At 35.9% G+C, this 13,195-nt stretch carries 12 protein-coding genes and 1 pseudogene; 9 read left to right on the forward strand and 4 right to left on the reverse strand.

All coding sequences use genetic code 11. The annotated features are described in order from the left end of the window. From AC000W_RS12140 to AC000W_RS12150, 3 genes and pseudogenes are all read right to left on the reverse strand, one after another. Positions 1-520 (reverse strand): annotated as a pseudogene (locus AC000W_RS12140) (hypothetical protein); the annotation flags it as partial. 147 nt (positions 521-667) lie between these two features. Continuing rightward, on the reverse strand, positions 668-1,825 hold the full coding sequence (locus tag AC000W_RS12145) for a gliding motility-associated C-terminal domain-containing protein (RefSeq protein ID WP_474748635.1): 1,158 nt from the start codon (positions 1,823-1,825) through the stop codon (positions 668-670). Between the two features lie 2 nt (positions 1,826-1,827). Continuing rightward, the gene (locus AC000W_RS12150) at positions 1,828-4,146 is read right to left on the reverse strand and encodes a hypothetical protein (protein WP_474748636.1); all 2,319 of its coding nucleotides are present in this window, start codon (positions 4,144-4,146) and stop codon (positions 1,828-1,830) included. Between the two features lie 216 nt (positions 4,147-4,362). Between AC000W_RS12150 and AC000W_RS12155 the strand changes: the two genes are divergently transcribed. The 7 genes from AC000W_RS12155 to AC000W_RS12185 all read left to right on the forward strand — a co-directional run bounded on the left by AC000W_RS12155 (position 4,363) and on the right by AC000W_RS12185 (position 10,727). Continuing rightward, positions 4,363-5,109 carry a hypothetical protein gene (locus tag AC000W_RS12155; RefSeq protein ID WP_474748638.1) on the forward strand — a complete coding sequence of 249 codons (747 nt, stop codon included), beginning with the start codon at positions 4,363-4,365 and terminating at the stop codon, positions 5,107-5,109. Continuing rightward, the gene (locus tag AC000W_RS12160; RefSeq protein ID WP_474748639.1) at positions 5,096-5,896 is read left to right on the forward strand and encodes a carboxypeptidase-like regulatory domain-containing protein; all 801 of its coding nucleotides are present in this window, start codon (positions 5,096-5,098) and stop codon (positions 5,894-5,896) included. The genes AC000W_RS12155 and AC000W_RS12160 overlap by 14 nt, the downstream gene beginning before the upstream one ends. 74 nt (positions 5,897-5,970) lie before the next feature. Then, positions 5,971-6,774 (forward strand): hypothetical protein, encoded by an 804-nt coding sequence (locus AC000W_RS12165; protein ID WP_474748640.1) that lies wholly within the window; start codon positions 5,971-5,973, stop codon positions 6,772-6,774. 77 nt (positions 6,775-6,851) lie between these two features. Further along, positions 6,852-7,361, forward strand: coding sequence for a DUF6702 family protein (locus AC000W_RS12170; RefSeq protein ID WP_474748642.1), 510 nt, complete (start codon positions 6,852-6,854; stop codon positions 7,359-7,361). 62 nt (positions 7,362-7,423) lie between these two features. Further along, a complete protein-coding gene (locus AC000W_RS12175; RefSeq protein ID WP_474748644.1) occupies positions 7,424-9,733 on the forward strand; it encodes a M1 family metallopeptidase in 2,310 nt (769 codons plus the stop codon). Between the two features lie 97 nt (positions 9,734-9,830). Beyond that, positions 9,831-10,157, forward strand: coding sequence for a Sec-independent protein translocase subunit TatA/TatB (locus tag AC000W_RS12180; protein WP_474748646.1), 327 nt, complete (start codon positions 9,831-9,833; stop codon positions 10,155-10,157). A 9-nt stretch (positions 10,158-10,166) separates the two neighbouring features. Continuing rightward, entirely contained in the window at positions 10,167-10,727 is a 561-nt protein-coding gene (locus tag AC000W_RS12185; RefSeq protein WP_474748647.1) for a phosphatase PAP2 family protein, read from the forward strand. On the opposite strand, the gene AC000W_RS12190 is transcribed toward AC000W_RS12185, so the two are convergent. Then, positions 10,705-11,346: an O-methyltransferase gene (locus AC000W_RS12190; protein WP_474748649.1), complete on the reverse strand. Its 642-nt coding sequence runs from the start codon at positions 11,344-11,346 to the stop codon at positions 10,705-10,707. The genes AC000W_RS12185 and AC000W_RS12190 overlap by 23 nt on opposite strands. 58 nt (positions 11,347-11,404) lie before the next feature. On the opposite strand from AC000W_RS12190, the gene AC000W_RS12195 reads away from it, so the two are divergent. After that, a complete protein-coding gene (locus AC000W_RS12195; RefSeq protein WP_474748650.1) occupies positions 11,405-11,863 on the forward strand; it encodes a GNAT family N-acetyltransferase in 459 nt (152 codons plus the stop codon). Positions 11,864-11,900: 37 nt separating this feature from the next. Continuing rightward, positions 11,901-13,169 (forward strand): kynureninase, encoded by a 1,269-nt coding sequence (gene kynU / locus AC000W_RS12200; protein WP_474748652.1) that lies wholly within the window; start codon positions 11,901-11,903, stop codon positions 13,167-13,169. Positions 13,170-13,195: the final 26 nt, after the last annotated feature.

A 13,195-nucleotide genomic window follows, 5' to 3' on the forward strand; every position in this document is an offset into this window, starting at 1 on the left:
CCCCTGCCGGTCCTATTGGTCCTGCTGGTCCCGTTGCACCGTCAGCTCCGTCAGCCCCTGCCGGTCCTATTGGCCCTGCTGGCCCCGTTGCACCGTCTGCACCGTCAGCTCCGTCAGCTCCGTCAGCTCCGTCAGCACCTGCTGGTCCTGTTAAGTCTATTGAAGTAAATGAATCTCCGTCTGAATAATTTACTGTAAAAGTTCCATCGCCATTATCAACAAATGTAATGTCATTAGAACCAGTTCCTCCAGAGCATAAATTGTTCCATTGAGTACCATTGAAAAAGTGTACACACTGTGTTTCTATATTATAGACCATTGCACCATAGAGAGGAACAATGTTTTGCATTTGTGAGGTTGTAACTCTGGTTAGTACTAACGCTTTAGAAGTACTTTCCAATTCCACAATGGATGCGGAATTAATTGTATTGGGGTTTTCACCGATTTTAACTTGGGCATTTGCATTTGTGAATGCTATAAAAGCCAGTAGGAAAATGATTCTTTTAAAAATAGGGGCCATTTTTTAGTGGGGATGTGTTACACATCATAAAAATATGGCACTCAACTGGGGTTATATATTTAATGTTGTGAAATCAGGGAGATATGTTGTAAACTCAGTAAGGACGTACTATTTGTCGATTTTTAATGGCCTTTATCGAACAATAAATTATCGGTCCAAAAACAAAAATCCTTGGTAATTAAGACCTAAATCGTCTAATGATAAAATATAGAAATATAGGCCCTCTGGTAATCCTTGTTCTCTGTTTACAACAAAATTATTAATATTGGAAACACCATTAAACTCATTGGTGTAATTTTTCATTTCAAATACCTTGAGTCCGGCACGGGTGTAAATTGAAATAGAATTGTTTGGAGAAAGCTCCAATTCTTCTATAATAAGCGTGTCATTTATACCATCTCCATTGGGAGACATAAAATAGTTATCTAGTGTAGATGAACTTAGGTTCTCATACAGACTGTTGGTTCCACCGATTGTAATGATCTCGTAATTATTTGGTGTAAACGAATCTGAAGTAATGGAGCCCGAATCTAATGTACCCTCTACATTGGTGTTGCCCAAATTGACCCAGCTACTGCTGGATTTTCTCCACCCTACTACTTTAAGGTCTTCTAAAGTTTCCCCTAACACAATGACACTGCTTAGAGCATCCCAAGTGAGGGTCACTTTTGAAGATTGAGAACCTTCCAGTTTCCAAAATTCCTGTGTGCTAATACTCAAAAAATTGGTTTCTGATATATCCGTATTAAAACCATTGTCAAAAAACAGTGGTATGTTGGGATCCTCAAAAAAATAGGCACATTTTGCAAGGGGGTTTATAGTGCCAGATTCTATGGTCAAAGGGCGTAGCCTACCATCATCACCGACAGGGAATGTGAAAAAATCATTATTGGTTATGTTTGTATACCCGTCTATATATGAGAAGTTGCTTCCCCCATTGTAAAACGAGTTTTCAAGAAAATTTATGAAAATTGATTTATTTATCCTTGGGGTATAGATATTACCAGTAATAAAATTAAAATTATTGGAGACACTAACCATTGTATTTAGGGTAACACCAGCAACGCTTGCCAGTTCCACATCATAGAAAATAGGCATAAAGGCACCAGAGACTTCTATTGGGATGTTGCCATAGAACCCTGCCAAACCTACATTTTCATCAAAAGGAGCATTGTTTATGAGGTTGGTATGGAAACCCAATTGCCCTTCCTCATGTATTCTAATGTTGCCACTGTTGTATAGGGCAGTTTGGGCTTGGGAGGTACAAACCAAAAATAGAAAGAGTATGTAAAGGTACTTTTTCATTATTAGTTGTTGGCTTTTATTAAGGCCTTTATTTCTGCCAAATCCTTTTTAAGGGACGCCAATTCTTGGGAAAGGGTCTCATTTTTGGATTGTAATGCTTTTATTTTTTTCTCCTGCTCTATGGTATGTAGAAAAAGCTCTTCTATTTTTTCTAGGTTTAGGATATTGGATTCACTTAAATTCCACACCCCATCATTTTTTACTTCTTCCGCAGATTTGATTCCCGGTAAGTGATGGTATTTTTTTATAAAAATTTCAATTTCTTCTAAATCAAGGAAATTGTAGCTTTCTTTTAAACTTGAGTTTCCTTTAAAATATTTTTGGAATACATAATCGGGAACTACAGTATTTCCATTCATTAAGATATTACCCCCAGAAGTTATACCTGCAGCCGCATCAATTTGAACTACAAAATTTGGTATTATTTTACTACCATCAATTGCTGCTCCTGAGGCAATATCGGCATTTGTAATACTATCATCTTCAATTTCATCTGAAGAAACTGCATCGGATTGTATTTCACCTGGCCCAACTGCATTGTTTCCAATTTCTCCTTGTGTAATGCTATTGGCAGGTATTTCAATTGTAACATTGTTAAAAGCTGCATTTGTACCACCGCTGACTGTTAGCGAGGATGATGTGATACTTCCGCTTGCTGCATTAGCGAGTTCGGTATCGGTCGCAAAGTTCGCATCTAGGTCCACGCTACCGTTGAAGCCGCCGTTGGTGCCAAAAAAGTCAATTCCTGTTACAGAAGGAGTAACATTGGATATTACACCGTCAACTCCTCCAGTTGCTAAAATAGTAGCAATTCTAGTTTCAACATAATTCCATGTTGCGGCATCTTGTGGATCGTCTGGATCCGACAAATTTTCAATTTGTAAGCCTCCAGCATCATTACCAAGGGTTAGAACATTTAATAAATCTTGACTGTCACTTAAAATAGGAGTTAAATCCACTCCCGCTCCATTAGTAATGTTTATTATATTACCAGTTAAGCTAAGGTCTTGTTCATCTGTATTGACACCTCCTAAAATGGGAGTCAAATCTACTCCCGCTCCATCTGTAATGTTCAATGTATTTCCAGCCAGACTTAAATCTTGTTCGTCAGTATCAACATCACCTAGAATTGGAGTTAGGTCTACACCTGTACCATTCGTAATGTTCAGGGTGTTGCCAGCCAGACTCAAATCTTGCTCATCAGTGTTGGCACCTCCTAAGATTGGAGTTAGATCTACACCTGCGCCGTTAGTTATGTTTAAGGTGTTTCCTGCTAGGCTCAAATCTTGTTCATCTGTATCAATAGCCCCAGGAGGTAGGTCAACAAAACCACCATCTGTTAAGGATATTCTTGTGCCTGCTGGATTGATGCTCAATTGTTGTTCATCCGTATTGTCCAAAAAACTGTTTAGAGAAACAGTATTTCCATTTGTAATGCTCAATTGGTCACCTACAAGATTAAGAGTTTGGTTATCACTCCCTGTATTGTTAAAACTTGCCAAACTCACAATTTGTTGATTAGCACCTTCGGTTAAAACTAGGTTATTACCCTGTAATTCTACATTGGTCAATAGTTCATTGGTCGTATCTGTATCTTCATCGGCTAAAATATGATCTGCAAGACCATCTATGTTGGTCTGTATATTTCCAGCATTAGTGGCAATATTATTTTGTAGCGCGCTATCATCGTAAAATGCTCCATTATTGTCACTAAGTACATTTCCAGACTCTGTACTTATAATTTCACTTGCCGTAACATAGCCTGCATCATTTGTAAAATCCGCTAAGGTCACTTGGTCATAATCTATCTCTAAATCTGCTACCGTATTATCCTGCAATTCTTCTTGCCCTACGGAGTTGGCCTGTAACTGTAGGTCGGATATAGAACCTGGTTGAATGTCTAAAAATCCGTTAATGGTACCATCTGCAATGTTGCTCCCCGTTATTTGGCCTACCTCAAAATTATAATTGTCACCTGTTTGCGTAATTACAACAGTTTGTATGTCATTTTCAACCGCTTCAGTGGTAAATGTTAATACACTTTCTTCTTCGTTACTACCACAAAGATTAATCCATTCCGTACCATCGTAATAATGAAAACATAACGTATCAGTATTGTATACCAAGGCACCTTGCAAAGGGCTTATGGCATTCATTTGGGCGGTTGTGACCCGTGTTACCACAAACGCTCTGGTAGTACTTTCTAATTCTAATACAGAAGAAGTATCTATATTTTGCGGATTGTCTCCAATTTTTATCTGAGAGTGAACAGAAATAAAACAAAAAAACAGAAAGAAAAAGGATAGTATTTTCAGTTTCATAGTAGTGTTTTCAAAGAAATTAGTGTAAAAACAAAAATAACGATATAGGACTATATACCTAATTTTAAGGTACAAAATGCACCACAAGTCGGTGAACTGAACAGATCTATTTTTTTAGACACTTACTTTAACAAAAAGACACATTAACAAAAGTTTAATTGTACCAATTTTATATTAACGCTAACTTGTATTTTCTTTATCCCAAAGTTGTTCTATATGAAAACCAAATTATTGATTTTTTTCTGTCTTTTTTCTTTTTTACTGATTCATTCTCAGGATGATGAGCGAACCCTTCTTAGAGGGAAAGTGCTTTATAGGAACAGCAATGTCGTAAACGAAAATGTGATTAATACGACTACGGATAGCGCCACCATCACCAATGAAAATGGGGAGTTTATCATTAGGGTAAAAGAGGGGGACGAATTAATTTTTATGGCCGTGAACTATCAATTAATGATTGTTAAAATCACTCCAGAAATTTTAAAAAACAACCGCTTGGTAGTAGAAGTAAATGAAAAGGTGACGGAGCTTGATGAAGTAGTGGTAACACCTGAGAACCAAAAGAAATTTTTGGAAATGCAGAATGAGGATTTTAAGGAGTTTGACTATGAAATAGACCGTACCACGGAAGTAGTGAACATTGCCCAATCCCAGACAGAAAGGGGTATGCAGGACGGGATAAATTTTGTGAACATTTTTAAGGCGTTGGTGAAATCCAAGAACAAGAATTCTGAAGAAAAGGTAACACTTAAAATGAGTGAAGTATTGCGACAAGTTTATGATGATGCTTTTTTTGTGACAGACCTACAATTGCCACAAGAAAAAATAGACGACTTTCTTTATTACTGTGATACCCAAATACCAGAGCAATCCTTGCTAAAAAAGCAGAATGAATTTGAATTGATTGATTTTTTGGTAGATAAAAGTAAGTTGTACTTAACCCAACTGAATGAGGAAAGGTAAGCAGCTTTTTACAGTTCTTTTTTTGATAAGCGCTTCATTGAGCGCACAAAATTTCTTTTCACATGAACTGGAAGGTAGAGTACAGAGCGATGACAAGGATGTTGCAGATGTACATGTTATGAATACTACCAGTGGTAGAGCCACCATTACTGACCAAGAGGGGTATTTTAAAATTGTGGTAAAACAGAACGATACTCTGCTTTTTTCGGCTGTACAATACAAAAGAAAACGATTGGTTATATCACAGGAAATGATGCAGAGCAATCTTATTTATGTTCCTTTGGAAGAATTTAGGAACGAGTTGGACGAGGTAGTGGTGCGGCCTTTTAATTTATCTGGTGACCTCTCCAAGGATATGGCGTCTTTAGAAATAGGTCCAGTAGTTTCTGCAAGTACTTTAGGTCTGCCCAATGCAAATGCCAAAACTTTTACGCAAAGCGAACGCCTATTAAAAGAGGCAGCCATGCCAAAATTTAATGTAGGGATGTTGTTAAACTTACCTTTTAACCCTCTCATAAATGAACTCACCGGTCGTAACAAAATGCTTAGAAATCGTGTTGCTATAGATAAGCAATATGCACGTACACAGAGGGTCACTAATTTTTATGTGGATTCCCTTTATGTTTCAGAATTAAAAATACCTCTAGAAAAGATTAATGATTTTATGTACTTCTGTGAGGTAGATTCTAGTTTTAACGCTATTGTGGACACTCACGACCAACTAAAAATATGGGAATTCTTAAAAAACAAGAGTTTGGTTTATAGAAAGAACAATGAACTGGAATAATGTTTACCTCTATCACTTTAAATAAAATACTATACGTTGCATTGTCAAAATTTGAAACACTACAGGTTAAAAAAATGATAAGACAGAGCAACATTATCCTTATTTTTCTTTTAGTTGGTTTTTGTGCCAATGGGCAAGAAAATGGAAAATTGTTGCAGGGTGAGGTTCAGGTCAATAATAATAAGATAGTAGATGTACACATACAAAACCTAAGTAATAATAAAGCTACCATTACAGATGGCCTGGGAAGTTTTAAAATAAGTGTTGCTCTCAATGATACTTTACTTTTTACAGCGGTTCAATTAAAAAGAAAAATGCTAATTATTACGGCTTTAGTTCTAGAGAGCAGTTATATTACCGTATTAATGGAAGAATTCACCAATGAGTTGGATGAGGTGGTCTTACGTCCGTACAATTTGTCTGGTGATTTGAAGAACGATCTTAGGGATTTAAAAATTGGTCCCGTAATTTCTGCATCAACCTTAAAATTGCCAAATGCCAATGTTAAGAAGTTTACACAAAGTGAAAATAAGTTGAATGATGCCGACAATGGTAAGTTTGTATATTACTATGTAACCGCTATTGTCATTAATTTGAACAAAACATTGAACAGATTAAGTGGCAGGACAAAAATGCTAAAAGAACGAGTAAAGCTAGATGAGAAAAATGGATTAACTGCAAACGCCCAAAAATCCATTGTAGATTCTCTTTTTGTTAATGAGCTGAGAATACCTACTGAAAAAATCTCTGACTTTATGTACTATTGTGAAGCAGACTCTGTTTTTATAACCCTTGCTAGTGGTAATGATGATTTAAAGCTTTGGGATTTTCTAACTAAGAAAAGTTTGGATTACAGAAAGAATAATTACTTGGATTGATTTTTACGAAATTACAATTCGTTTAAATAAAAAATTGGCATACAGATTGCATATTTTTGTTTTGATATAGATTTAATATGAAAAAGAAACTTAAAAAGGGAATTCTATTATTACTACTTCCTCTTTTTGCTTTTACTACGGCACACAAATTTTATTTAAGTGTTACCAATATTGAATATTCTGAAAAGGAAGATGCACTGCAGATAACTACACGAATATTTGTTGATGATTTAGAACAGGTATTGGATGAACGTTATGGTGTAAAAGGAAACCTGGCAACGGAAGATGAGTCTGCCATTGCAATGGATTATATAGAAAAGTACTTAAAATCCAAATTTGTGGTAACAATTAATGGCGAAGTTGTACCCTATACTTTTTTAGGGAAAAAGTATGATAATGACATTATGATATGCTATCTGGAAATACCGAAAGTAAATTTTCCAACTATTAAATCCATAGAAATACAGAATGAGGTTTTGTTCGATTTATTTGAAGAACAACAGAATGTGGTCCATTTTAAAGTAAATGGCACTAAAAAAAGCTTTGTTTTAATACGGGAAAGTAATAAAGGAATGTTAAAATTATAACAATAATTAACATTTAGTTAAAAAAACTTTAATTTTCGAGCACTAATTAATCAATGAAAAATATGAATAGAATGAAGTACTGTTTTGCCGCTATTTTGTTTCTGTTTGCAGCTACAATAAATGCACAGGAAGAGGAGAAAAAAGAAAGAGAACCTGGACACTTAAATCAGAGTAAATTTAAGCAAATGTATGAGGAGTTTGCTACTCCAAATACATATCGTTCCGCATCGGGAGCACCAGGACCAGATTATTACCAACAGCAGGCCAATTATAAGATGGATATTGAGTTGGATGATAAGAACACTAAAATATACGGGGAAGAAACTATAACCTATATAAATAACTCACCAGACGATTTAGAATTTCTTTGGGTACAATTAGATCAGAATGTTAGAGCTAAAGATTCTAAATCACCTTTGAGAAATGGGGGAGGAGTTCCACTAGCATACCAAACAGGAACTTTTAGTGGTCAATATTTGGGAAGCCCTTTTGATGGCGGTTTTAATATTGAGTTTGTTAAAGACGCAGCAGGTAAACCCTTACCTTATACTATTAACCAGACTATGATGCGTATTGATCTTCCACAAGCATTAAAAAGTAAGGAGCAGGTATCCTTTTCTATTAAATGGTGGTACAATATTCCTAACCATACCGTGGATAGGGCAAGGTCTGGATATGAGCACTTTCCAAAAGATGGTAACAATGCATATGTAATTGCCCAGTTTTTTCCAAGAATGGCCGTTTATAGTGATGTGGAAGGATGGCAGAACCATCAATTCTGGGGAAGTGGTGAATTTGCCCTTACTTTTGGGGATTATGAAGTAAATATTACCGTGCCTGCGGATCATATTTTGGACGGTACAGGTGTACTCCAAAACAGAAAAGAGGTGTTCTCCAAAGAAATGATGAGACGCTATGAACAGGCAAAAAAATCATATGATAAGCCAGTTTTGATTGTTACTCAAGAAGAAGCGGAGGCAGCTGAAAAAGGTTTTTCTGAAAAGAAGAAAACGTGGAAACTAAAGGCTACCAATGTACGTGATTTTGGTTTCGCAACATCCCGTAAGTTTATTTGGGACATGCAAGCCGTAAAGATTGGCAATAAAGATGTAATGGCAGTTTCTATGTATCCAAAAGAAGGAAACCCATTATGGGAAGAACTTTCTACAAAAGCGGTTGCAGCTACTTTAAAGTCTTATTCTGCACACACATTTGACTACCCATACCACAAAGCAATTTCGGTACATGCCAAGAATCAGGGGATGGAATATCCTATGATTTGCTGGAACTATGGAAGACCAAATGAGGATGGTACTTACTCTGACCGAGTTAAATACGGAATGATGAGTGTAATTATTCATGAAGTAGGCCATAACTTTTTCCCAATGATCGTAAATTCTGATGAACGCCAATGGGGTTGGATGGATGAAGGTTTGGACACCTTTATGCAATACATTGCAGAACAAGAATTTGGTGAAGCAAATCCTGATATAATTGCTCCCAATGACAAGTATCCGTCAAGAAGAGGAAATCCTGCTAAAATAGTTCCTTATATGGCTGGTGATCAAAGTGCAATTTCACCCATTATGTCCAATCCTGAAAATGTATATAAGTTGGGGCCAAATGCATATGGAAAGCCAGCTACTGCTTTAAATATTTTAAGAGAAACCGTTATGGGCAGAGAATTGTTTGACCATGCTTTTAAAACCTATGCACAACGTTGGATGTTTAAGCACCCGACTCCAGAAGATTTCTTTAGAACAATGGAAGATGCTTCAGCTGTTGATTTGGATTGGTATTGGAGAAGCTGGTTCTATACTACGGATTACGTGGATATAGGAGTTAAAGGTGTAAAAAAATACTATGTTTCTAATAAGCCTACCAAGCAAATGGAGGAGTATATGGCTTCTAGGAATATGACCGAGGCGGATTTACCTCCGTTAATTTATCTAGCTGAGGAGGATAGCGAAGATTTTGACCCCGAGTTAAAAGGAAAATTACCTTCTGAAACATCTACTACTTTAAAAGAATTTATGATGGACAATATGACGGCTGAAGAAAGAGCAGCGGTTAAAGAACCAAAATATTTCTATGAAGTTACTTTTAATAAGCCAGGAGGAATACCAATGCCATTAATTGTAGAATACACCTATGCAGATGGTACTACGGAAAGTATTACTTATCCACCTGAAATATGGAGAAAGAATGATAAAGAGGTGAAAAGGGTAATTTCCTCAGAAAAAGAGTTGGTAGGTATAGTTGTAGACCCAAAATTGGAAACAGCTGATATTGATACAACCAACAATTCATGGCCAATAAAAGAACAAAAATCTGATTTTGAGAACTTTAAAGAAAATATCAAAGGAAAATAAGCTTCTTTAGTTAAGAATTAAGGCCCTACTTCTAGTATTTTTTTGGATTGTAGGGCTTTTTTTTATGATGATACTAACTTCTCATTATATTTGTAATATGTATTCTATGGTTTTCTTATTTATTAGTGGGGGAGAGATTTTCTTTATCATGTTCATTGTGGTCATGGTATTTGGTGCAGACAAAATTCCAGGGATTGCCAAAGGACTGGGCAAGGGAATGCGCCAGCTAAAAGATGCCACAGAAGATATTAAACAAGAAATTCAAAAAAGTGCCGACAAACAGGGGCTAGATACCGACTTCATTACAGATATAAAGAAGGATATTGATAAGGCAAAAGAAAATATGACTTCTGGGCTCAACAAAGAAATCGGTGAGGTAAAGAAGCATGTGGATGATGTTACTGGAGCAATCAAACGAAAGTAAAGCTCCATCATGCTAGAAGATATCTTAAAATGGGATCAAGAGACTTTTACTTACTTTAATGGTCTTGGTACAGAACCTTACGATTCTTTTTGGATAACAGTTACAGAAATCTACACATGGATTCCTCTTTTTATCCTCTTTTTTGTTCTTATATCTTTAAAATTTACAAAAAAACAAGCATTCTCTAGTGTAGTTGCCCTTGGCTTACTTATTGGCTTTGTACTATTGGCCAGTTACATAACAAAGGAGTTGGTGGCCAGATTAAGACCTAATAACAATGAAGAAATAAATACATTTATAAGAATTCTTAAACACCCTACTGATTATAGTTTTTTCTCTGGGCATTCATCAAGTTCGTTTGCAATTACAACTTTGGTCGTGTTGTTTCTTAGAAAGAAAGTGAAATGGGTATGGGTATTTTATCTATGGCCGCTTTTATTTGCTTACAGTAGAATATATGTAGGAGTGCACTACCCATTAGATTTGTTGGTTGGAGCTTTAATTGGAACAGCAACTGCCTTTTTATTTTATAAACTGCACAACCAGCTTATTTTACCCTACTTAACGTAAGACCATCTCTAATAGGTAAAAGAACCGTTTCCAAGCGTCGGTCTTCTTTTAATTTTTTATTATAATCCAGTAAAATTTTTGTGGCTTTATCTTTTGTATCTAAGGGTTCAACCACTTTTCCAGACCATAGGACGTTATCTGATAAAATAACAGTTCCAGATTTTGTTTTGGGCAATATAACTTCCAGATAGTCTAAATAACTTGTCTTTTCAGCATCAATAAAAATAAGATCAAAAACGAGGTTGAGCTTAGGTATAATGTTTAAAGCATCACCTGTATGTTGTACAATTTGTTTGCCATGCCCGCTTTTATCAAAATAACGACGTTGCATGGTATGGAGTTCTTCATTTACATCTATGGTGTGCAAAGTACCATTGGTCTTTAATCCTTCTGCCATACAAATGGCGGAATATCCTGTGTAAGTCCCTATTTCCAAAATGGTCTTGGGGTTTATTAATTTAGATAGTAAACTAAGAACCCTTCCTTGAAAATGTCCCGTAATCATTCTTGGCTGTATCACCTTTAAATGAGTTTCCCTAGTAAGCTCTTGTAATAATTTGGGTTCATCTTCCGAGTGATCCGAAATATAATTTTCAAGTATGGATGATAGAAAATGCATTTGTTTTTTTGTAAAAATATAGATTTATAAACTACCTTAGAAAAGCAAAATGTAATATATGAATGGAACAATAATCAGAAAAGCCACTTTGGACGATTTGGAAGTGTTGCTGACGTTTGAGCAAGGGGTAATAAAAGCAGAAAGACCATATGATATTACCTTGGATGATGACCCTATTAATTATTATGATATTAAGGCCATGATTTTAAGTAATGATGCGGAAGTTATGGTTGTAGAAAAAGATGATAAAGTTGTGAGTTCTGGCTACGCTTTAATAAAGACTGCAAAACCTTATTTAAGTCATGAGAAGTATGCCTATCTTGGATTTATGTATACAGACCCAGAGTATAGAGGACAGGGTTTAAATGCAAAAATTGTTAATGCTTTAAAAGAATGGTCCTACTCTAAGGGATTAAAAGAAATTAGGTTAACGGTATATGATGGCAACCTCCCAGCAATTAAGGCTTATGAAAAAGTAGGTTTTGAAAAGCATATCATTGAAATGAGGCTTAATTAGTCTTTCCTAAATTGTATTTTTGAATTAAAATCACACAATGCAGTTTCAAAACACCTTAGAATTTGCGCAAAAGCTAGATAGGGAAGATGCTCTTAGTAAATATAGGAAGGAATTCCATTTTCCAAAGGTAAACGGAGAAGAAGTAATTTATTTTACGGGAAATTCTTTGGGACTTCAACCAAAATCTGCTAAAAACTATGTTGATGAAATAATGGAAGATTGGAAGAAGTTGGCTGTTGAAGGTCATTTTCATTCCAAAAGACCTTGGTGGGACTATCATGAGAGACTTGCAAAACCTTTATCCAAAATTGTAGGTGCAAAAGAGAAAGAGGTGTCTGTAATGAATACCCTTACTGCCAACCTTCATTTTTTAATGGTTTCTTTCTATAGACCTACCAAAAAGAGATTCAAGATACTATGTGAAGAAAAGGCATTCCCATCTGATCAATATTTGTTGCAGAGCCAGGTTAAATTTCATGGTTTTGACCCAAATGTGGCAATTGTTGAGGTAAAAAAAAGAGAAGGAGAACATTTTTGGAGAACAGAAGATGTTTTGGACATAATAAATGAGGTAGGAGATGAGCTTGCACTAATTTTAATTGGAGGTGTAAATTACTATAACGGACAGGTTTTTGATATGAAAACCATTACAAAGGCCGGGAAATTGGCTGGCACCCTTGTAGGCTGGGATTTGGCACACGCTGTGGGAAATATTGAATTGCAATTGCACGACTGGGATGTTGATTTTGCCGCTTGGTGCAGTTATAAATATATGAACAGCGGTCCTGGAAATGCTTCAGGTTTGTTTGTACATGAAAAACATTTGGATGATGATTCCATTCCGAGGTTTCAAGGCTGGTGGGGAACAAAAAAAGAAACCCGTTTTTTAATGAAACCTGAATTTGAATCAACCCATACAGCTGATTCTTGGCAAGTGAGCAATCCTTCTGTACTCTCTTTGGCACCTTATTTGGCATCACTTAATTTATTTGATGAGGTAGGCATGGACGTTCTAATTAAAAAAAGAAACAGTATCGTAAATTATTTAGAGTTTATTTTACATGAGATTGATAAGGAGGTCAAAAGCACTTTTGAAATTATTACACCTACAGATCGTGGTTGTCAATTATCTGTGTTGTTGCATGGGGAAGGTAGGCCTTTGTTTGATTATCTTATGAGACATGGAGTGATTGTTGATTGGAGAGAGCCCAATGTCATCCGCTTAGCACCTGCACCTTTTTATTGTTCTTTTGAAGATATGTATAGGTTTGGTCAGATTTTGAAGGATGGTGTTTTAGGGAAATAAAGTACATTAGCTTTTTTTAACCAACC

The sequence above is a fragment of the Saonia sp. genome, assembly GCF_056326165.1.

Excerpts from the sequence above, each read along its gene's own strand:
- AC000W_RS12145 (WP_474748635.1), bottom strand. The coding sequence starts at position 1,825 with ATGAAAAAGTACCTTTACATACTCTTTCTATTTTTGGTTTGTACCTCC.
- AC000W_RS12150 (WP_474748636.1), bottom strand. The coding sequence starts at position 4,146 with ATGAAACTGAAAATACTATCCTTTTTCTTTCTGTTTTTTTGTTTTATT.
- AC000W_RS12155 (WP_474748638.1), top strand. The coding sequence starts at position 4,363 with ATGAAAACCAAATTATTGATTTTTTTCTGTCTTTTTTCTTTTTTACTG.
- AC000W_RS12160 (WP_474748639.1), top strand. The coding sequence starts at position 5,096 with ATGAGGAAAGGTAAGCAGCTTTTTACAGTTCTTTTTTTGATAAGCGCT.
- AC000W_RS12165 (WP_474748640.1), top strand. The coding sequence starts at position 5,971 with ATGATAAGACAGAGCAACATTATCCTTATTTTTCTTTTAGTTGGTTTT.
- AC000W_RS12170 (WP_474748642.1), top strand. The coding sequence starts at position 6,852 with ATGAAAAAGAAACTTAAAAAGGGAATTCTATTATTACTACTTCCTCTT.
- AC000W_RS12175 (WP_474748644.1), top strand. The coding sequence starts at position 7,424 with ATGAATAGAATGAAGTACTGTTTTGCCGCTATTTTGTTTCTGTTTGCA.
- AC000W_RS12180 (WP_474748646.1), top strand. The coding sequence starts at position 9,831 with ATGTATTCTATGGTTTTCTTATTTATTAGTGGGGGAGAGATTTTCTTT.
- AC000W_RS12185 (WP_474748647.1), top strand. The coding sequence starts at position 10,167 with ATGCTAGAAGATATCTTAAAATGGGATCAAGAGACTTTTACTTACTTT.
- AC000W_RS12190 (WP_474748649.1), bottom strand. The coding sequence starts at position 11,346 with ATGCATTTTCTATCATCCATACTTGAAAATTATATTTCGGATCACTCG.
- AC000W_RS12195 (WP_474748650.1), top strand. The coding sequence starts at position 11,405 with ATGAATGGAACAATAATCAGAAAAGCCACTTTGGACGATTTGGAAGTG.
- kynU (WP_474748652.1), top strand. The coding sequence starts at position 11,901 with ATGCAGTTTCAAAACACCTTAGAATTTGCGCAAAAGCTAGATAGGGAA.